Source organism: Burkholderia sp. 22313, assembly GCF_052045245.1.
Taxonomy (GTDB): domain Bacteria; phylum Pseudomonadota; class Gammaproteobacteria; order Burkholderiales; family Burkholderiaceae; genus Burkholderia.
Window position 1 is genome coordinate 98,348 of sequence record NZ_JBQEON010000014.1, and the last position, 20,288, is coordinate 118,635.

At 66.2% G+C, this 20,288-nt stretch carries 16 protein-coding genes; all 16 read right to left on the bottom strand.

The features are described 5' to 3' along the window. Nucleotides 1-20 precede the first annotated feature (20 nt). The 16 genes from ACTJKF_RS14065 to ACTJKF_RS14140 all read right to left on the bottom strand — a co-directional run bounded on the left by ACTJKF_RS14065 (nucleotide 21) and on the right by ACTJKF_RS14140 (nucleotide 20,009). Nucleotides 21-2,456 carry a 3-hydroxyacyl-CoA dehydrogenase/enoyl-CoA hydratase family protein gene (locus tag ACTJKF_RS14065; RefSeq protein ID WP_440624130.1) on the bottom strand — a complete coding sequence of 812 codons (2,436 nt, stop codon included), beginning with the start codon at nucleotides 2,454-2,456 and terminating at the stop codon, nucleotides 21-23. A gap of 113 nt (nucleotides 2,457-2,569) precedes the next feature. Next, complete coding sequence (locus ACTJKF_RS14070) at nucleotides 2,570-4,357, bottom strand: acyl-CoA dehydrogenase C-terminal domain-containing protein (RefSeq protein WP_440624131.1); 1,788 nt, start codon at nucleotides 4,355-4,357, stop codon at nucleotides 2,570-2,572. 58 nt (nucleotides 4,358-4,415) lie between these two features. Next, complete coding sequence (locus ACTJKF_RS14075) at nucleotides 4,416-5,015, bottom strand: TetR/AcrR family transcriptional regulator (protein WP_006751498.1); 600 nt, start codon at nucleotides 5,013-5,015, stop codon at nucleotides 4,416-4,418. Between the two features lie 200 nt (nucleotides 5,016-5,215). Next, nucleotides 5,216-6,490, bottom strand: coding sequence for a cardiolipin synthase ClsB (gene clsB, locus ACTJKF_RS14080; protein WP_440624132.1), 1,275 nt, complete (start codon nucleotides 6,488-6,490; stop codon nucleotides 5,216-5,218). Further along, nucleotides 6,487-6,981 carry a dihydroneopterin triphosphate diphosphatase gene (gene nudB, locus ACTJKF_RS14085; RefSeq protein WP_440624133.1) on the bottom strand — a complete coding sequence of 165 codons (495 nt, stop codon included), beginning with the start codon at nucleotides 6,979-6,981 and terminating at the stop codon, nucleotides 6,487-6,489. The genes clsB and nudB overlap by 4 nt, the downstream gene beginning before the upstream one ends. A gap of 158 nt (nucleotides 6,982-7,139) precedes the next feature. Then, nucleotides 7,140-8,942 carry an aspartate--tRNA ligase gene (gene aspS / locus ACTJKF_RS14090; protein ID WP_175685208.1) on the bottom strand — a complete coding sequence of 601 codons (1,803 nt, stop codon included), beginning with the start codon at nucleotides 8,940-8,942 and terminating at the stop codon, nucleotides 7,140-7,142. 67 nt (nucleotides 8,943-9,009) lie between these two features. After that, on the bottom strand, nucleotides 9,010-9,660 hold the full coding sequence (locus tag ACTJKF_RS14095; RefSeq protein ID WP_440624134.1) for a DUF502 domain-containing protein: 651 nt from the start codon (nucleotides 9,658-9,660) through the stop codon (nucleotides 9,010-9,012). A 61-nt stretch (nucleotides 9,661-9,721) separates the two neighbouring features. Beyond that, nucleotides 9,722-10,066: an FmdB family zinc ribbon protein gene (locus ACTJKF_RS14100; protein ID WP_440624135.1), complete on the bottom strand. Its 345-nt coding sequence runs from the start codon at nucleotides 10,064-10,066 to the stop codon at nucleotides 9,722-9,724. Between the two features lie 96 nt (nucleotides 10,067-10,162). Beyond that, nucleotides 10,163-10,789, bottom strand: a complete 627-nt coding sequence (locus tag ACTJKF_RS14105; RefSeq protein ID WP_440624136.1) for an SAM-dependent methyltransferase — start codon at nucleotides 10,787-10,789, stop codon at nucleotides 10,163-10,165. 17 nt (nucleotides 10,790-10,806) lie between these two features. Further along, nucleotides 10,807-12,384 (bottom strand): ubiquinone biosynthesis regulatory protein kinase UbiB, encoded by a 1,578-nt coding sequence (ubiB, locus tag ACTJKF_RS14110; protein ID WP_440624137.1) that lies wholly within the window; start codon nucleotides 12,382-12,384, stop codon nucleotides 10,807-10,809. A 12-nt stretch (nucleotides 12,385-12,396) separates the two neighbouring features. Next, a complete protein-coding gene (locus tag ACTJKF_RS14115) occupies nucleotides 12,397-13,023 on the bottom strand; it encodes a ubiquinone biosynthesis accessory factor UbiJ (RefSeq protein WP_440624138.1) in 627 nt (208 codons plus the stop codon). A 164-nt stretch (nucleotides 13,024-13,187) separates the two neighbouring features. Beyond that, on the bottom strand, nucleotides 13,188-14,222 hold the full coding sequence (locus ACTJKF_RS14120) for a Tim44 domain-containing protein (RefSeq protein ID WP_440624139.1): 1,035 nt from the start codon (nucleotides 14,220-14,222) through the stop codon (nucleotides 13,188-13,190). A 41-nt stretch (nucleotides 14,223-14,263) separates the two neighbouring features. Beyond that, nucleotides 14,264-14,995, bottom strand: a complete 732-nt coding sequence (gene ubiE / locus ACTJKF_RS14125; RefSeq protein ID WP_105832908.1) for a bifunctional demethylmenaquinone methyltransferase/2-methoxy-6-polyprenyl-1,4-benzoquinol methylase UbiE — start codon at nucleotides 14,993-14,995, stop codon at nucleotides 14,264-14,266. Between the two features lie 52 nt (nucleotides 14,996-15,047). Further along, nucleotides 15,048-15,461 (bottom strand): gamma-butyrobetaine hydroxylase-like domain-containing protein, encoded by a 414-nt coding sequence (locus ACTJKF_RS14130; protein ID WP_124660698.1) that lies wholly within the window; start codon nucleotides 15,459-15,461, stop codon nucleotides 15,048-15,050. Next, nucleotides 15,458-15,901, bottom strand: coding sequence for an HIT family protein (locus ACTJKF_RS14135; protein ID WP_440624140.1), 444 nt, complete (start codon nucleotides 15,899-15,901; stop codon nucleotides 15,458-15,460). Before ACTJKF_RS14135 ends, ACTJKF_RS14130 begins: the two co-directional genes overlap by 4 nt. An 85-nt stretch (nucleotides 15,902-15,986) precedes the next feature. Further along, nucleotides 15,987-20,009, bottom strand: coding sequence for a DUF3683 domain-containing protein (locus tag ACTJKF_RS14140; RefSeq protein ID WP_440624141.1), 4,023 nt, complete (start codon nucleotides 20,007-20,009; stop codon nucleotides 15,987-15,989). Nucleotides 20,010-20,288 lie beyond the last annotated feature (279 nt).

Genomic DNA, 20,288 nt, shown 5'->3' on the forward strand with positions numbered 1-20,288 from the left:
TCCTTGCCTTATCCGCTCGCTCAGTTACGCACCGGCTTGCCGGTCTGCAACATGCCCATGATCCGTTCCTGCGTCTTTTGCGTGCCGAGCAGCTCGACGAACGCACGGCGCTCCAGCGCGAGCAGCCACTGCTCGTCGACGAGGCTGCCGGCTTCGACGTCGCCGCCGCACACCGCTTCGGCGATGCGGCTCGCGATCAGGTAGTCGTGGTCGCTGATGAAGCGGCCATCGCGCATGTTGACGAGCGATGCCTTGATCGTCGCGATCGCCGAGCGGCCTGCGACCGGCACGTCCTTCGCACGCAGCGGTGCGCGGTAACCGGTGGCAGCCAGCGCACGCGCTTCCTTCTTCGCGGTGTCGAGCAGTTCGAACACGTTGAAGACGATCGTGTCGGACGGCTTCACGTAGCCCATTGCACGTGCATCGTGTGCGGACGCTGAGACTTTCGCCATCGCCGCGTTCTCGAACGACTTCGTGACGAACTTCAGGATGTCGGTGGTCGCGTTCGCGGCCGTCGCGGCGTCCGCTGCGCGCAGCGCCGCTTCCTTCAGGCCGCCGCCCGCCGGCACGAGGCCGACGCCCACTTCGACGAGACCGATGTAGCTCTCGACGTGCACGACGCGCTTCGCGCTGTGCAGCATCAGCTCGCACCCGCCGCCGAGCGCGATGCCCGACACGGCTGCCACGACCGGCACGTTCGCGTACTTCACGCGCAGCATGCCTTCCTGGAACTTCTTCACGAACGGCTCGATGCCCTTCGCACCGCCCATCATGAACGCGGGCATCGCCTCTTCGAGGTTCGCGCCTGCCGAGAACGGGCCGCCCGGCGTGCCGAGCTTCAGCGACGTCGGCTGCCAGATCACCACGCCCTTGTAGTCCTTCTCCGCGAGTTCGATCGCCTGCACGAGGCCGTCGATCACGCTCGGTCCGATCGTGTTCATCTTCGACTTGAACGACACGATCACGACGTCGTCCTCACCCGCACGATCGTCGACCCACGCACGCACCGCGTCGGTTTCGAACAGCGTCTTGCCGTACGTCTTAGGATCGGCACCGGCTTCGCCGAGCAGTGGCGCGCGGAATACCTGCTTGTCGTAGACCGCGAGGCCCGAACGCGGCACGAAGCGCTGAGCGGCCGGCGCCCACGAGCCTTCGGCCGTGTGCACGCCGCCCTTCTCCGCGACGGCGCCTTCGAGCACCCACGACGGCAGCGGCACGTCCGCGAGCGCCTTGCCGGCCGCGATGTCTTCCTGCACCCACTCGGCGACCTGCTTCCAGCCGGCGGCCTGCCAGCCTTCGAACGGGCCTTCGTTCCAGCCGAAGCCCCAGCGGATCGCGAGGTCGACGTCGCGTGCGTTGTCGGCGATCGACTCGAGATGCACGCCGATGTAGTGGAACACGTCGCGGAAGATCGACCACAGGAACTGCGCGTGCGGATGGTCCGTCTCGCGCAACAGCTTCAGGCGTTCCGCCGGCGGGCGCTTCAGGATGCGGCCGACGGTTTCGTCTGCCTTCGCGCCCGAATCCACGTAGGTGCCCGTCTTCGCGTCGAGCACCTTGATCGCCTTGCCTTCCTTCTTGTAGAAACCGCCGCCCGTCTTCTGGCCGAGCGCGCCCTGCTTCACCAGTTCGGCAAGCACGGCAGGCGTCTGGTAGACCGGGAAGAACGGATCGTCGGCGAGGTTGTCCTGCATCGTCTTGATCACGTGCGCCATCGTGTCGAGGCCGACCACGTCCGCGGTGCGGAACGTCGCCGACTTCGCGCGGCCGAGACGGCTGCCCGTCAGGTCATCGACTTCGTCGAAGCGCAGGCCGAACTTCGCGGCCTCGGTGATCACGGCGAGGATCGAGAAGATGCCGACGCGGTTCGCGATGAAGTTCGGCGTGTCCTTCGCGCGCACGACGCCCTTGCCGACGATGCTCGTCAGGAAGGTTTCGAGCTGGTCGAGGATCTCCGGACGCGTATGCGCGGTCGGGATCAGTTCGACGAGGTGCATGTAGCGCGGCGGGTTGAAGAAGTGCACGCCGCAGAAGCGCGACTTCAGCTCGTCCGAGAAACCTTCGGACAGCTTCGTGATCGACAGGCCGGACGTGTTGGTCGCGAAGATCGCGTGCGAAGCGATGTGCGGCGCGACCTTCTTGTACAGGTCGTGCTTCCAGTCCATCCGCTCGGCGATCGCTTCGATCACGACGTCGCATTCGGCGAGCTTCGCGATGTCGTCTTCGTAGTTCGCGGCTTCGAGGTATTTCGCATCGCCCTTCACGCCGAACGGCGCGGGCGACAGCTTCTTCAGGTTCTCGATCGCCTTCAGCGCGATCGCGTTTTTCGGGCCTTCCTTGGCCGGCAGGTCGAACAGCAGCACCGGCACGCGCGCGTTGACGAGATGCGCGGCGATCTGCGCGCCCATCACGCCGGCGCCCAGCACGGCGACCTTGCGAATCAGGAAATTGCTCACGGGATGTCTCCGGATAGTGTCGTGCAGCGCGGGTTGGGTGGGCTGCACGGCGAAGTGAGTACCAGGAACCGTTGCGTTCGGGCAGTGCGCGGCGCGCACCGCCCGGACTCGCGTCAGAACAGCGATTCGTCGACTTCCATCATCGTCTTCGAACCGGCGCGCGCGGCGCGGATCGTCGCGGCCGTCTCGGGCAAGAGGCGCGCGAAATAGAAACGGGCGGTGGCGAGCTTCGACTTGTAGAACGGATCGCCCGACGCTTCCTTGTCGAGCGCGAGGCGCGCCATGCGCGCCCAGAAGTACGAGAACACCAGGTGGCCGACGGTGCGCAGGTACGGCACGGCGGCGGCGCCGACTTCGTCCGGGTTCTGCATCGCCTTCATGCCGATTTCCATCGTCAGCTTCTGCACCTTGTCGCCGATATCGGCGAGCGGGTTGATGAACTCGGCCATCTCCGGCTTCACGCCTTCCGCTTCCGCGAATTCGGTGACGAGCTTGCCGAACTTCTTCAGCTTCGCGCCCATGTCGCCGAGCACCTTGCGGCCCAGCAGGTCGAGCGACTGGATCGAGTTCGTGCCTTCGTAGATCATGTTGATCCGCGCGTCGCGCACGTACTGCTCCATGCCCCACTCGGAGATGAAGCCGTGGCCGCCGTAGATCTGCATCGCGTGGTTCGTGCACTCGAACGCGTTGTCGGTCAGGAAGGCCTTGATGATCGGCGTGAGCAGCGCGACGAGATCGGCCGCCTCCTTGCGCACCGCTTCGTCACCGTGCGACAGCTCCTTGTCGATCTGCAGCGCGGACCAGTACGTGAACGCGCGTGCGCCTTCCGCGTAGGCCTTCTGCGTGAGCAGCATGCGGCGCACGTCCGGGTGCACGATGATCGGATCGGCCGGCTTGTCCGGTGCCTTCGGGCCCGTCAGCGAGCGCATCTGCAGACGCTCCTTCGCGTACGTCAGCGAGTTCTGGTACGCAACTTCCGTCAGGCCCAGGCCCTGCATGCCGACGCCCAGACGCGCGGCGTTCATCATCACGAACATCGCGTTCAAGCCCTTGTTCGGCTCGCCGACCATCCAGCCCTTCGCGCCGTCGAGGTTCATCACGCACGTCGAGTTGCCGTGGATGCCCATCTTGTGCTCGATCGAGCCGCACTTGATGCCGTTGCGCTCGCCCGGCTCGCCCGCGGCGTCCGGAATGAACTTCGGCACGATGAACAGCGAGATCCCCTTCGTGCCTTGCGGCGCGTCCGGCAGGCGCGCGAGCACGAGGTGGATGATGTTCTTCGACATGTCGTGCTCGCCGCTCGAGATGAAGATCTTCGTGCCGCTGATCGAGTACGAGCCGTCGCCGTTCGGTTCGGCCTTGGTGCGCAGGATGCCGAGGTCGGTGCCGCAGTGCGGCTCGGTCAGGCACATCGTGCCCGTCCATTCGCCCGACACGAGCTTCGGCAGGTATTGCTGCTGCAGTTCCGGCGCGCCGTGCGCGTGCAGGCATTCGTACGCGCCGTGCGACAGGCCCGGATACATCGTCCACGCCTGGTTCGCCGAGTTCAGCATTTCGTAGAGCGCGTTGTTCACGAACGCGGGCAGGCCCTGGCCGCCGTAGTCGGGATCGCAGCCGAGCGCCGGCCAGCCGGCCTCGACGTACTGCCGATACGCTTCCTTGAAGCCGGTCGGGGTCTTCACGACGCCGTCGCCTTCATACGTGCAGCCTTCGCGGTCGCCGACCTGGTTCAGCGGGAACAGTACCTCGGAGCAGAACTTGCCCGCTTCCTCGAGGACCTGGTTGATCGTGTCGGCGTCGAGGTCCGCGTGCCGCGGCATTTGCTTGACCTCGGCTTCGACGTTCAGAAGCTCGTGCAACACGAATTGCATGTCGCGCAGCGGCGCGGCGTACTGTCCCATGACTCTCTCCAAAGGTGGGCAAAACGGCTCGAGCTCCTGGCGGGCGGGTTACGCGCCGCTAACGGCTCTCGCTCTGATACGAAACGATCGTCTTTTCCAGCGCGGCCCACGTGAGGCGCACGGCATCCGGCGAATGCAGGAAGCGGGCGTCGTGATGCAGGCCGAGCGTGAAGCTGTACAACTCGAAGAGCATCAGGTCCGGATCGGTATCCGCACGCAGATGGCCTTCTTCCTTCGCCTGCGAAATGGCACGCAGCATCGCGGCACGCCAGGCCGTCACGCTCGCGATCAACTGCTCGCGCACGGGGCTGTCAGGCCGGTCGTCGTACTCGACGGCCCCGCTGATGTAGATGCATCCCGTCGTCACCTCCTGGATGCGCTTCTCCGTCCAGCGGGCCAGCATCGCCCGAAGGCGCGGCAAGCCTCGCGGCTCGCGCAGGCTCGGAAAGAACACCTCGTTTTCGAAACGATGGTGATACTCGCGGACGACCTCGACCTGCAGGTCTTCACGCGATCCGAAGTGCGCGAACACGCCGCTCTTGCTCATCTGCATGCGCTCGGCCAGCAGGCCGATCGTCAGCCCCTCCAGCCCATCACGGCTGGCGAGGTCCAAAGCAGCTTCAAGTATCGCGGCACGCGTCTGTTCGCCTTTTCGCATAGCTTTTTCTGTAACCGTTCGGGGGTTCGAATAGAATCGAACGGCCGTACTATTATTGAGTGCGGCCGCTCGCGAAACAAGGAAATTATTAGAAACCGGTGTCTAACCGAGCCGCTATTTTGCGCGATTCCGGCGGGTCCGGAGCGGCTTTTCCGCACGAACGTGCGGACAGATTTCATGAAGCGGATGCTGAGTCCGTGTCAGTCGTAACCGCCGACCGTCAGCGCCTTCATCACGACGCGATAGGTGTTGTATGCCAGCCAGTTCAGCATACGCTCGATTCGCGGCCGTGCGGCGTACCGCGCGGCATCGATTTCGCGACCTTCGGCGAACGCGGCCGCGATCGCGTCGCGCAGCTCGTTGGTCACCGCGTCGTAGCGCACCAGCACGACATTGGCCTCATTGTTCAGCATCAGGCTCAGCGCATCCAGGTTCGACGAGCCGACCGTCGCCCAGTTGTCGTCGATCACGGCCACCTTGCCGTGCAGGATCGTCTTGTCGTATTCCGCCACGCGCACGCCCGCGCGCAGCAGCGCGTGATACAGGAACGGCACGGCCGTATCGAGCGCCGCGAACTCCTTGCGGCCGATCAGGATCCGCACGTCGACGCCGCGGCGCGCGGCGCCGGTCAGCGCGCGGCGCAGCTTGCGGCCCGGCATGAAATACGGATTCGCGAGCAGGATCCGCTGGCGCGCCTGGCCGATCGCGGCGAGATACGCCTTCTCGATCGCACGCCGATTCACGACGTTGTCGCGCGCGACGAATGCGACGCTCGGCTCGGTCACGACTCGCAGCGCGCCGGCCTTGACCCACCGATGGCTGCGGATCCAGCGCCGGAACATGTCCGGGAACGCTGCGCCGCCGTGCAGCCCGGCCGCGTACTGCGCATACGGCTTGTGGCCGAACTGGATCCGGTGCCACTGCAGCTCGAACGCGGCGCGCACGTCGGACACCGCCGGCCCGGCCATCTCGACCGCGAAATCCCAGCGCGCGAACGGCAGCGTCGCACTGCCCTGCGTGTAGTCGTCGACGATGTTGATGCCACCGCAGAACGCGGCTGCCTGATCGATCACCGCGAGCTTGCGGTGCGTGCGCGAGAAGCCGAAGCGGCCGAACAGGAAGCGGTTGTAGATGCAGTGCTCGATGCCAGCGTCGGTCCAGGTATCGAACAGCGGCAGGCGTGCGGTGCCGATGCCGTCGGTGATCACCCGCACGCGCACACCGCGCTGCGCCGCGCGGATCAGCGCATCCGATACCGGCCGGCCGGCCGCGTCGTCGCAGAAGATGTAGGTTTCGAGCATGACCTGCTCGCGCGCGGCATCGATCCGCTCGATCAGCGCGTGGAAGAATTCGTTGCCGCTCTCGCACAGCCGCACCGTGTTGCCGGCCGTGAATGCGAGCCGCGACGCGGAGCCGCGCTCCTGCAGGAACATCTGCCGCAATTGCGCGAAGCGCTTGCGGGTTTCCGCATTCATGCGGACGAGCCGTGCGGCGCCCGCGCGAGGGCCATGCGGGCGGGCAATTGCAGGATCGCCTCGGCGTTCGACGGCGAGAAGCATCGCGCGGCCGCTTCGCGAAACGGCAGCCACGCATGGTCGACATGCTCGCGCGGCGACAGCGTCACGTCGACGCGGTGCGGCACGCACAGGCCGAACCAGTGCTCGACGTTGCGCGTGACGCCCGGCGCATAGCGATGCAGATATTGCGGATAGATCGTGTATTCGATCCGGTGGTGCCAGTCGACCAGCGCGGTGGCCGGCACGTCGCGCGACCCGACCGCGATGCCGGTTTCCTCGGCGACTTCGCGCGCGGCCGTCAGCGCAAGCGGCTCGTCGGGTGTGTCCTTCGAGCCGGTCACCGATTGCCAGAAATCGGGCTGGTCGGCACGCTTGATCACCAACACATCGAGTTCGGGCGTGTAGATCACGACGAGAACGGATTCGGGGATTTTCGGCGGCTTCGTCATCTTGGTTTCATGCGGCACAGGGCCGAGCGCCGGGCCTGTGCCCGATCGTGCGGCAAGTGCTGCGACTGTACCGCAAAAAACGAAAAAGGCGCACCACGGCGCCTTTTCGTTGGATGTCGCGCGCGCGTCGCCGCGCGCACGACCGGGTGCGAACGCGCTTACGCCTTCGGCTGTTCCGGCTGACGCAGACGGATGTGCAGTTCGCGCAGCTGACGCTCGTCGACCGGGCTCGGCGCCTGCGTGAGCAGATCCTGCGCACGCTGCGTCTTCGGGAACGCGATCACGTCGCGGATCGAGTCGGCACCGGCCATCATCGTGACGATGCGGTCGAGACCGAATGCGATACCGCCGTGCGGCGGCGCGCCGTACTGCAGCGCGTCCAGCAGGAAGCCGAACTTCAGCTGCGCTTCTTCCGCGCCGATCTTCAGCGCGCGGAACACCTTGCTCTGCACTTCCTCGCGGTGGATACGCACCGAGCCGCCACCGATTTCCCAGCCGTTCAGCACCATGTCGTAGGCCTTCGCGAGGCAGCGGCCCGGATCGGTCTCGAGGTACTCGAGGTGCTCGTCCTTCGGGCTCGTGAACGGGTGGTGCGCCGCGACGTAGCGTGCATCTTCGTCGTCGTATTCGAACATCGGGAAGTCAACGACCCACAGCGGCTTCCAGCCGGCCTGGACGAGGCCGTTCGCCTTGCCGAATTCCGAATGGCCGATCTTCAGGCGCAGTGCGCCGAGGCTGTCGTTGACGACCTTCGCACGGTCGGCCGCGAAGAAGATGATGTCGCCGTCTTCAGCGCCGGTGCGCTCGAGGATCGCCGCGATCGATGCGTCGTGCAGGTTCTTGACGATCGGGCTTTGCAGGCCGTCGCGGCCCTTCGCCTTCTCGTTGACCTTGATCCATGCGAGGCCCTTCGCGCCGTAGATGCGCACGAATTCCGTGTAGCCGTCGATGTCGCCGCGCGACAGTTCGCTGCCCTTCGGCACGCGCAGCGCCGCGACACGGCCGTCCTTCGCGTTGGCCGGCGTGCTGAACACCTTGAAATCGACGTCCTTCATCGCGTCGGTCAGCTCGGTGAATTCAAGCTGCACGCGCAGGTCCGGCTTGTCCGAACCGAAACGCGCCATCGCTTCCGAGTACGGCATCACCGGGAACGTTGCGTCGAGTTCGACGTCGATCGTCGTCTTGAAGATGTGACGGATCATGTCTTCGAACAGGTCACGGATTTCCTGCTCGCCGAGGAACGACGTTTCGCAGTCGATCTGCGTGAATTCCGGCTGACGGTCGGCGCGGAGGTCTTCGTCGCGGAAGCACTTGGTGATCTGGTAGTAACGGTCGAAGTTCGCGACCATCAGCAGCTGCTTAAACAGCTGCGGCGACTGCGGCAGCGCGAAGAACTGGCCGGCGTTCACGCGCGACGGCACGAGGTAGTCGCGCGCGCCTTCCGGCGTGCTCTTCGTCAGCATCGGCGTTTCGATGTCGATGAAGCCCTGCTCGTCGAGGTACTTGCGCGCTTCGATCGCGACGCGGTAGCGCAGGCGCAGGTTGTGCTGCATCTGCGGACGGCGCAGGTCGAGCACGCGGTGCGTGAGGCGCGTCGTTTCCGACAGGTTGTCGTCGTCGAGCTGGAACGGCGGCGTGACCGACGCGTTCAGCACGATCAGCTCGTGGCACAGCACTTCGATCTTGCCGCTCTTCAGGCCGGCGTTGACCGTGCCTTCCGGACGGTTGCGCACGAGACCCTTGATCTGCACGCAGAACTCGTTGCGCACGCCTTCGGCGGTCGCGAACATGTCCGCGCGGTCCGGGTCGCACACCACCTGCACGAGGCCTTCACGATCGCGCAGGTCGATGAAGATCACACCGCCGTGATCGCGGCGGCGCTGCACCCAGCCGCACAGCGACACGGTTTGGCCCAGCAGGTGTTCGGTCACGAGACCGCAGTATTCAGTACGCATCGACATGATGTTTGCTTTCGTTCGGTTTGATCAACGGGTGCCGCAACGCGCGGCCCGGGCGATGATTCTTTACTTACAGCGGCGGCTCGACGGGGCGGCGGGCGGGCGCCGGAGCCGGCGCCGAAGGCGCCACGACGCCCATCGAGACGATGTACTTGAGCGCGGCATCGACCGACATGTCGAGTTCGATGACTTCGCTCTTCGGCAGCATCAGGAAGAAGCCGGACGTCGGGTTCGGCGTCGTGGGCACGTACACGCTCACGTACTCTTCCGTCAGATGGTTGACCACGTCGCCGCCGGGCGCACCGGTCAGAAACGCGATCGTATACGAGCCGCGGCGCGGGTATTCGATCAGGAGCGCCTTGCGGAACGCGTTGCCGCTGCTCGACAGCAGCGTGTCCGACACCTGCTTGACGCTCGTGTAGATCGGCCCGACGACCGGGATGTGACGCACGACCGCGTTCCACCAGGTGACGAGCTTCTGGCCGATGAAGTTCCGCGTGGCCAGCCCGACGACGAAGATGAACGCGAGCGTCAGCACCGCGCCGATCCCCGGCAGGTGGAAGCCGAGCATCCGCTCGGGCTGCCACGATTCGGGCAGCAGGAGCAGCGTCTGGTCCATCGTGCCGATGATGAGACCGAGCACCCACAGCGTGATCGCGAGCGGGACGAGAACCAGCAGGCCGGTCAAAAACACCGATTTCAGGGTCGTCTTTTTCATCATCTGCCGTCAATGAGCCGCGCCGGAAGCGCGGCGTGGACGCGGCCCGACCGGGCCGCGACTGTCAACTGCCGGCGGCGGGCGCTGCAGCCGGGGCGGGCGCGGCGCTCGTCGTCGTACTTTCGGAACTCGTCGTAGCGGGCGCGGCTGCTGCCGGCGCGTCGGCTGCCGGCGCGGCTGCAGCCGCATCGCCGGACGCCGTCGCCGGCGCGCTGGTGCCGCCCGAGCCACCGCGGAAATCGGTGACATACCAGCCGGAACCCTTCAACTGGAAACCGGCGGCGGTGACCTGCTTGCGAAAAGCATCCTTCCCGCATTCCGGGCACTGCGACAGCGGCGCGTCGCTCATCTTCTGGAGCACGTCCTTGGCGAAACCGCACGCTTCGCATCGATAGGCGTAGATCGGCATGGTATTTTTTCCCGCGGAAACTGGAAACGGCTTGCAAAACCTTGAATTATAGCCGAAACCCCGGCGCGCTCCGGCAACGGCTGCGACGCGCGGGCTTCAGCGACGGCGCCACGTGAGCCAGCGCTCGTGCCCGTCGAACACGGCCAGCGAATCGGTCACGGGCAGATCCTCGATCAGCTCGAAGTGCGGCGCGAGCAGCGCATCGAGTTCGGCGCGCTCGATGCCGAACGGCGGCCCCTTCGGTTTCTTCGTCACGAAGAAATAACCGGCCAGCAGCCCGCCGGCGGGCAGCAGTTCGGCCATCCGCGCTGCGTAGCCGGCGCGCAGGCTCGCCGGCAACGCGCACAGGAACGCGCGCTCGTACACCCACTGCACATCGAACGGCGGCCGATACGCGAAGAAATCGGCCTGCTCCACGACGTCCGCATGCGCGCCGAGCTGTGCCTTCGCGGCCGCCACCGCTTGCGCGGCGAAATCGATCGCTCGCACCGGCCAGCCGGCCTGCGCGAGCCAGCCGGCCTCCTGTGCACTGCCGCAACCGGGAATCAGCACCGCGCACGGCTCGCGCCGCTGCGCAAACGCGCGGAACCCGTCCGGCACGCCGTCGAATTCCCACGGCGTCACGCCGCGTGCGAACCGCTCGTCCCAGAACGATGCATTGCCGGGGTCGCGCGTCGCAAAATCGGCGGCGCCCGGTGCGGAGGGTTGTTTCGGTTCGGACATCGCTCGAATCCTTTCGGTCACGCGCCGTACGCGAGCGCGAGCAGCACGCGCGCGACGAGCGCGCCGACGCCGACGGCAAGACCGAAGATCAGCAGCGCCTGCATCAGCCGGTTGGTCCGTTTCTGCTCGACGAGGATCTGACGCATCAGGTCCTCGCTCGCCGCGCGCGGCGCATCGTGGCGCGCGGCCATCGCGTGATGGATCAGGCGCGGCAGTTGCGGCAGCGTCTTGCTCCACTGCGGCGCCTCGACCTTGAAGCGCTCGTACCAGCCGCGCAGGCCGATCTGCTCGGTCATCCAGCGCTCGAGATACGGCTTCGCGGTCTTCCACAGGTCGAGCTCGGGGTCGAGCGAACGGCCGAGCCCCTCGACGTTCAGCATCGTCTTCTGCAGCAGCACGAGCTGCGGCTGAATCTCGACGTTGAAACGGCGCGACGTCGAGAACAGGCGCATCAGCACCTGGCCGAGCGAGATGTCCTTCAACGCGCGGTCGAAGTACGGCTCGCACACCGCGCGGATCGCGCTTTCGAGTTCCTCGACGCGCGTCTCGGGCGGCACCCAGCCCGACTCGAGGTGCAGCGTCGCGACGCGATGGTAATCGCGCTTGAAGAACGCGAGGAAGTTCTGCGCGAGGTAGTTCTTGTCGAAATCGGACAACGCGCCGACGATCCCGAAATCGAGCGCGATATAGCGGCCGAACGTGTTCGGGTCGAGGCTCACCTGGATATTGCCCGGGTGCATGTCCGCATGAAAGAAGCCATCGCGGAACACCTGCGTGAAGAAGATCTCGACGCCTTCGCGCGCGAGCTTCTTGATGTCGACGCCCGCCGAGCGCAGCGTTTCGACCTGACTGATCGGCACACCGGTCATGCGCTCCATCACGAGCACCTGCGACGTCGAGAAATCCCAGAACATCTCGGGCACGAGCAGCAGGTCGAGCCCCGCGAAGTTGCGGCGCAGCTGGCTGCCGTTCGCGGCCTCGCGCATCAGGTCGAGCTCGTCGTGCAGGTACTTGTCGAATTCGGCGACCACTTCGCGCGGCTTCAGACGCCGGCCGTCGGGCCACATCCGCTCGGTCCACGTCGCGATGTCGCGCATCAGCGCGAGGTCGGAATCGATCACCGGCAGCATGTTCGGACGCAGCACCTTGACCGCGACGAACTTGCCCGCGTGCGGGCCCTGCTTGAGCTTCGCGAAATGCACCTGCGCGATCGACGCGCTCGCGATCGGCTCGCGCTCGAACTCGTCGAACAGCTCGTCGACCGGCGCACCGAGCGACTTCTCGATGATCGCGATCGCGACCGCCGAATCGAACGGCGGCACCTGGTCCTGCAGCTTCGCGAGTTCGTTCGCGAAATCGACCGACAGCAGGTCGCGGCGCGTCGACAGCACCTGGCCGAACTTCACGAAGATCGGGCCGAGGCTTTCGAGCGCGTGGCGCAACCGCACGGCAGGCGGCGACGAATAACGGCGGCCGATCGTCGTGATCCGCAGCAGCAGCCTCACGCGGCGGTCGTCGATCCGGGACAGCATCACCTCGTCGAGGCCGAAGCGGATGACGGTGTAGACAATCTTGATGAAACGGAAAATGCGCATGCCCTGCGGCCCTCAGTGCGCGCCGCGCGGGCCGGAGCCCGTGCGCGCGCCGATTTTTTGTTCGAGTCGCTCGATCCGTTTTTCGACCCGCGCGAGCGCATCGCGCGCCCGCGCCAGTTCGGCGTCGAAGCCGCCGAGCACCGTGCGCCGGACGACTTGCGGGTTCTCGTCGAGCCAGTACTCGGCGACGGAATCGAGCACGTTGCGGCCGGTGCGGCGCGCACGTGCGCCGGCATCGCGCACGACCGTCGCGATCCGGTATGCCGCCGCGTCGCCGACCAGCTTCGCGAGATCTTCTTCAGGTTCCCAGCGCAGATGCTCGGCCAGCTTCGCGATCTGCGTCGCGAACTCCGCGTCGCCCTCGATCTTCACGTGCTTCATCACGGCCGCCTGGCCGCCCTGCAGGAATGCGGCGACCGTATCGCCCGCGAGCGCGATCGACACGTCGACGTGTTGCGCATCGTGCGCTTCCACCGCCGACAGGTAGCCGTCGGGCTGCACGAGCAGCGTGAGCGTGACGGGCGGCACGTCGAACCGGGCGGTCTTGCCCGCGTAGGGGATCAAGCGGTCACGCGCCCACGATTCGCGCGCGAGCAGGTGATTGACAGCAGCAGCAAAAGGCTTGGCGGCAAAGGTCATCGGGGCTGGGAAAGAAAAAACCCGCGCAGGCCGGGCGCCCGCGCGGGTTTCTATTGTAACGTCGGATCGTCGGCAGACCGCGGCCAACCGCACACCCGGGCGGCAAGCGGCCGCAGTGCGGCGGCCGTCGCCCGGGCAGCCGGCAAGCCGGCCGCCGGCCACGCTCAGTGCGTGTTGATCTGCTGGATACCCGCGAGCAGCCAGCCCTGGCTGCCCGACTTCGACAGGTTCCACACCTCGTCGAACGGTGCCGCCGACGCATTCGCCGATTCGCGGATCAGCCCGTGGAAGCGCACGCTCGCCGACTGCTCGATGCCGCGATCCTCGATCGCGACCAGTTCCGCGTCGAGCTGCACGACATCGGTCTGGTTCGCCTCGCTGCCGCGCGAATCGAGGTCGATCTTGATCTCGGCGAACATTTCGGGGGTCGAGAACTCGCGGATGTCGGCCAGGTTGCCCTGGTCCCAGGCCGCCTGCAGTCGCACGAAGTAGACCTTCGCGCTGCGCAGGAACGCTTCGGTGTCGAAACCGGCCGGCACCTGCAGCGGTGCGGCCGCCATCGTGCCCGCCGCGCCGGCGGCCGATGCGCCGCCGCCGAACACGCCCTGCGCTTCGTTCGCGTAGCTGCTGCCGCTACCGGCATGGTTGCTGCCGGTGCTGCCTTGCTGGAACGACGGGCTCTGCGAGTAGCCGCCCGACGACGATGCCGAGCCCCCCACCGAGTACGCCGGTTCCTGCGGACGGCGGCGGTTCATGAACTTGCGGATCAGCCAGATGCCGACCATCGCGAGCAGCGCGATCACGATGACGTTCGCCATCATGCTCGCGAACGCGCCGCCGAGGCCGAAGTGCGACAGCAGCGCCGCGATGCCGAGGCCGGCCGCGAGACCGGCGATCGGCCCGAGCCAGCGCGAGCGGTTCGGCTGCGCGGCCGGCGCCGGGGCAGCCGGGTTCGCGCGCTGCGCCTGCGACGGCGCGGCCTGCTGCATCGGCTGCTGCGCGGGCGGCGTGGCCTGGCGCTGCGTGACGGTGGAGTTCTGGCGGCCGATGCTGCGCCCGCCGCCCATGCGCCGGGCTTCGGCGTCGAGCGATGCGAACGTGCCGGCCGTGAGCAGGCCGACCATCAGCAGCGTGCCGACCCGTCGAGCCCACGGCTTCGACGGCTTGCTACGGTTGAACAACGAACGCGATTCGGACATCAGCTTCTCCGGATGTAAGACGAATGTAGGGAAAGAACCCCTTAGTACTTGGTTCCTAGGTGTAAAGCTACCACGCCACCTGACAAATTGTAATATTTGACGGCATCGAGGCCCGCTTGTTCCATCATCGTCTTCAGCGTGTCCTGATCGGGGTGCATCCGGATAGATTCAGCAAGATACCGGTAACTTTCAGCATCTTTCGCGAACTTGTCGCCAAGCCACGGTAATACTTTGAAAGAATACAGGTCGTACGCTTTTTTCAGCGGATCCCAGACTTTCGAGAATTCCAGCACCATCACGCGGCCGCCGGGCTTCGTCACACGGCGCATCTCGGCGAGCGCGGCGTCCTTGTGCGTCATGTTGCGCAACCCGAACGCAACCGTGACCACGTCGAAGTAGTTGTCGGGAAACGGGGTTTTCTCCGCGTCGCACAGCAGCGACGGCGTCACGATGCCCTTGTCGAGCAGGCGGTCGCGACCGACGCGCAGCATCGATTCGTTGATGTCGGTGTGCCAGACCTCGCCCGTCGGGCCGGCCGCCTTCGCGAACGCCTTGGTCAGGTCGCCCGTGCCGGCCGCGATGTCGAGCACCTTGAAGCCGGGGCGAACATTCGCCTGCGCGATCGTGAACGCCTTCCACGCGCGGTGCATGCCGGCCGACATCAGGTCGTTCATCAGATCGTAGTTGCTCGCGACCGAATGGAACACGCCCGCCACTTTCTTCGCTTTTTCAGTTTCCTCGACGCTTTCGAAGCCGAAGTGGGTTTTGCTCATCGCGTTGATCCTCAGTAAATGGCAAGACGGCGCCGAGCGGGCGCCGTCGATTTCAGTGGCAGTGGCCGTGCGGCGCGGAGGCCGCCTGCATCGGTGCGTCGCGCTCGACGCCCGCCGCCTTCAGTTTGTCGAAATAGTCGCGCCACAGCGCGTCCTGCTGCGTCGCCAGTTCGTACAGCAGATCCCACGAGTAGATGCCGGTCGAATGGCCGTCGGAGAACGTCGGCTGCAGCGCGTAGTTGCCCACGCCCTCGAGCGCGGTGATCGTCACTTCGCGCTTGCCCGTCTGCAGCGTCTCCTGGCCGGGCCCGTGGCCGCGCACCTCGGCCGACGGCGAATAGACGCGCATCAGCTCGAACGGAATCCGGTAATTCTCGCCGTTCGGATACTGCAATTCGAGCACGCGCGACACCGCGTGCACGACGACGCCTGACGGAATCGGCGTCGTGGAAGTCAAACCGCTCATGGCTGCCTCGAATCGGTCGTTCGTTGAATTTCCTCGCGCACCGCATTGTGCAGCAGCGAGGCCTGCGCCGCGCGCGCGCGCAGCAGCGCGTCGGACACGCCGCGCTGGCGCGGTGCCCAGATCGGCTGCGGGAAATGGGCGTCGTTCGAGAAGCGCGGGATCACGTGCCAGTGCACGTGCGGCACCATGTTGCCGAGGCTCGCGAGATTCACCTTGTTCGGCTGCATCACGCGGCGCACGGCTCGCTCCACCGCGTACACGATGCGCATCAAATGTGCCCGCTCGGGCTCGCCGAGATCGGAGAACTCGGCCACGTGCGTGCCCCAGATCACCCGGCAGAAGCCCGGGTAGTCGTGCTCGCCCGTCGCGAGGACGACGCGCAGCATGTCGTCCTGCCAGAGCACCTCGCCGCCGTCTTCACGGCAAAACACGCATTCCATCGTCGCTCCCATGTGGACGGGCGCCGACGCATCAGCGCCGGCGCCCGCTCATCCGTCGCCCGGTCGGGCGGTCGTCATGCCCGCATTAGACCAGCACGCGCTCGATCCCGCCATTGTTCGCGTGTGCGACATAGTCGGCCATCCAGTTCTCGCCGAGCGTCTGGCGCGCGATTTCGACCACGATGTAGTCGGCCTCGAGGTTGGCGTCCTCGTTGTAGCGCGACAGGCCCTGCAGGCACGACGGGCAGCTCGTCAGGATCTTCACGTCCGGGCCGTTCGCGGCGGCGGCCGGCGCGGGTGCGCCATCGGCCACGACCGGGATGCTGCGCAGCTTCGCGGCACCCTTGCGGATTTCCTCTTCCTTGCGGAAGCGGACCTGCGTGGAAATGTCCGGACGCGTGACCGCGAGCGTGCCCGATTCACCGCAGCAGCGCTCGTTCTTCTCGATCTTGTAGCCGTCCTTCTCCGCGCCCATCAGCTCGTTGACGAGCTTCACCGGGTCCATCGTCTTGATCGGCGTGTGGCACGGGTCGTGATACATGTAGCGCGTGCCCGTCACGCCGTCGAGCTTCATCCCCTTCTCGAGCAGGAACTCGTGAATGTCGATGATCCGGCAGCCCGGGAAGATCTTGTCGAATTCATAGCCTGCGAGCTGGTCGTAGCAGGTGCCGCACGACACGACCACCGTCTTGATGTCGAGGTAGTTCAGCGTGTTCGCGACCCGGTGGAACAGCACGCGGTTGTCGGTGACGATCTTCTCGGCCTTGTCGTACTGGCCCGAGCCGCGCTGCGGATAGCCGCAGCACAGGTAGCCCGGCGGCAGCACGGTCTGCACGCCCGCTTCCCACAGCATCGCCTGCGTCGCGAGGCCGACCTGCGAGAACAGGCGCTCGGAGCCGCAGCCCGGGAAGTAGAACACCGCCTCCGAATCGACGGTCGTCGACTTCGGGTTGCGGATGATCGGCACGATCTTGTTGTCCTCGATGTCGAGCAGCGCGCGCGCCGTCTTCTTCGGCAGGTTGCCCGGCATCTTCTTGTTGACGAAGTGGATCACCTGCTCGACGACGGGCGGCTTGCCGACCGTCGCGGGCGGGTGCTGCGTCTGCTTCGTCACGACCTTCTTCAGCATGTCGTTCGCGAAGCGCTGCACCTTGTAGCCGACGCCCATCATCACGCTGCGCGCGGCGTTGATCGTCTGCGGATTGGTCGCGTTCAGGAAGAACATGCCCGCCGCATTGCCGGCGTTGAACTTCTTCTTGCCCATCTTGCGCAACAGGTTGCGCATGTTCATCGTGACGTCGCCGAAGTCGATCTTCACCGGGCACGGCGTCGCGCACTTGTGGCACACCGTGCAATGGTCGGCCACGTCGTTGAACTCGTCCCAGTGCTTGATCGACACGCCGCGGCGCGTCTGCTCTTCGTACAGGAACGCCTCGACCAGCAGCGACGTCGCGAGGATCTTGTTGCGCGGGCTGTACAGCAGGTTCGCGCGCGGCACGTGGGTCGCGCACACCGGCTTGCACTTGCCGCAGCGCAGGCAGTCCTTCACCGAATCGGCGATTGCGCCGATGTCGGACTGCTTCATGATCAGCGACTCGTAGCCCATCAGCCCGAAGCTGGGCGTGTAGGCATTGCGGAGGTCGGCGCCGTCGAGCAGCTTGCCCTTGTTGAAGCGGCCGTTCGGGTCGACGCGCTGCTTGTACGCGCGGAATTCGGCGATCTCGTCGTCGGTCAGGAACTCGAGCTTCGTGATGCCGATCCCGTGTTCGCCGGAAATCACGCCGTCGAGCGAACGTGCCAGCGTCATGATGCGCGCGACCGACGCGTGCGCATCCTGCAGCATCTCGTAGTTGTCGGAGTTGACCGGGATGTTGGTGTGGACGTTGCCGTCGCCCGCGTGCATGTGCAGCGCGACGAACACGCGGCCGCGCAGCACCTGCTTGTGGATCGCCTGCGCTTCGTCGAGGATCTGCTTGAACGCGCCGCCGTTGAAGATCGCGCGCAGCTCCGCGCGGATCTCCTGCTTCCACGAGATGCGGACCGTGCGGTCCTGCGTGATGTGGAACACGGTTGCGTCCGGCTGCTCGTCCGCGCGATCCGCGAACTTCTCGGCCAGCGCCTCGTAGCCGAGCTGCACCAGGTAGTGCTGCGCCTCGCGCAACGGCTGGTCGAGCCGGTCGCGCACGAATTCCCAGCGTGCCCGCACGCGCTTGAGCAGTTCCAGCGCCTGCTGCACGCGGTCTTCCAGCAGTTCGGCGCTCGGGATCTCGTTCGCGTCGTCGGTCTTGCCGAGCGGCAGGTTGCCGGCGCGGAAGAACGCCTCGAGCGCGTCGACCAGCTGCAGCTTGTTCTTCAGCGACAGCTCGATGTTGATCCGCTCGATGCCGTCGGTGTATTCGCCCATCCGGTTCAGCGGGATCACGACGTCTTCGTTGATCTTGAACGCGTTGGTGTGCTTCGCGATCGCGGCCGTGCGGCTGCGGTCGAGCCAGAAGCGCTTGCGCGCCTCCGCGCTGATCGCGACGAAGCCTTCGCCGCTCTTGCCGTTCGCCATCCGGACCACTTCGGACGTCGCGTGCGCGACCGCATCGGCGTCATCGCCGACGATGTCGCCGATCAGCACCATCTTGGGGAATGCATTGCGCTTGCTCTTGGTCGCGTAGCCGACCGCGCGCAGGTAGCGCTCGTCGAGGTGCTCGAGGCCCGCGAGGATCGCGCCGCCCTGCTTCGACGTCTCGAACAGGTAGTCCTTGATTTCGACGATGCTCGGGATCGCCTCGCGCGCCTGGCCGAAGAATTCGAGACAGACGGTGCGCGTGTGCGCGGGCATCTTGTGCAGCACCCAGCGCGCGGACGTGATCAGCCCGTCGCAGCCTTCCTTCTGCACGCCCGGCAGGCCGGCGAGGAACTTGTCGGTCACGTCCTTGCCGAGACCTTCCTTGCGGAACCGGCGGCCTTCGATCTCGAGCATTTCGGTCTTCAGCAGCTTCTCGCCCGGCGCATGGGCACCGTCGAACCACTTCAGCTCGAAACGCGCGACCGCGATGTCGTGGATCTTGCCCTGGTTGTGCTCGTGGCGCGTGACTTCGAGCCAGTTGCCGTCCGGGTCGACCATCCGCCACCAGGCCAGGTTGTCGAGCGCGGTGCCCCACAGCACGGCCTTCTTGCCGCCAGCATTCATCGCGACGTTGCCGCCGATGCACGATGCGTCGAGCGAGGTCGGATCGACCGCGAACACGTAGCCGGCCGCTTCGGCCGCCTCCGTCACGCGACGCGTGACGACGCCCGCGCCGGAGAAGATCGTCGGCACCTTGTGCGCGACGCCCGGCAGTTCGGTGAGTTCGACCGCGCCGAGCTGCTCGAGCTTCTCGGTGTTGATCACCGCGGAGAACGGCGTGAGCGGCACCGCGCCGCCCGTGTAGCCCGTGCCGCCGCCGCGCGGGATCACGGTCAGGCCGAGTTCGAAACACGCCTTGATCAGCGCGGCGATCTCGGCTTCGGTGTCGGGGGTCAATACGACGAACGGATATTCGACGCGCCAGTCGGTCGCGTCGGTCACGTGCGACACGCGCGACAGCCCGTCGAAGCGGATGTTGTCCTTCTCCGTACAGCGGCCGAGCGCCTTGGTCGCGCGGCGGCGCAGGTCGGCCATCTTGTCGAATTCGTCTGCGAATTCGTCGACCGCGCGCTGCGCGGCGGCCTCGAGCATCTCGACGCGCTCGGCGCGCTCGCGGCCTGCGTCGTCGTGGTGCGCGGTCAGGTCGGCGCGACGGCGCTTGCCGATCTCGGTCAGGCGGTGGTTCAGCGCCTCGATCAGCAGCGCGCGGCGCTTCGGGTTGTCGAGCAGGTCGTCCTGCAGGTACGGGTTGCGGCGCACGACCCAGATATCGCCGAGCACTTCGTACAGCATCCGTGCCGAGCGGCCCGTGCGGCGTTCCGCGCGCAGCTCGTCGAGCACCGACCACGCGTCCGCGCCCAGCAGGCGGATCACGATCTCGCGGTCGGAGAACGACGTGTAGTTGTAGGGAATCTCGCGCAGACGGGGCGCGGGGTCAGCGGCGACGGCGGCGGCCGCGCCATGCGGATCGAAAACTTGTGGTGCGTTCATGTTCGGACGACTCGGAGGGCCGATACACCGTGCACGGGCGTCGGCAAGCGCGTAGGCGCAATCTTGGGGAAATCTGTTCTGGTGCCAGGCGCGCGACTATCTCGCATGGGGCCGGAGCGGGTCTTCACTCACCGTTCCGGGCCGGCAGGGCCTGGCGGCACTCGGAGCCATCAGCACGATCGCGCGCGGCGCGCATGCCGCTCCGCCGCGGGGCTGGCTGCGCGCGGCGTCGGCTTCAACGGGGCGATCCGAGGGTGCCTCTGCATCTTCCGATCCTTG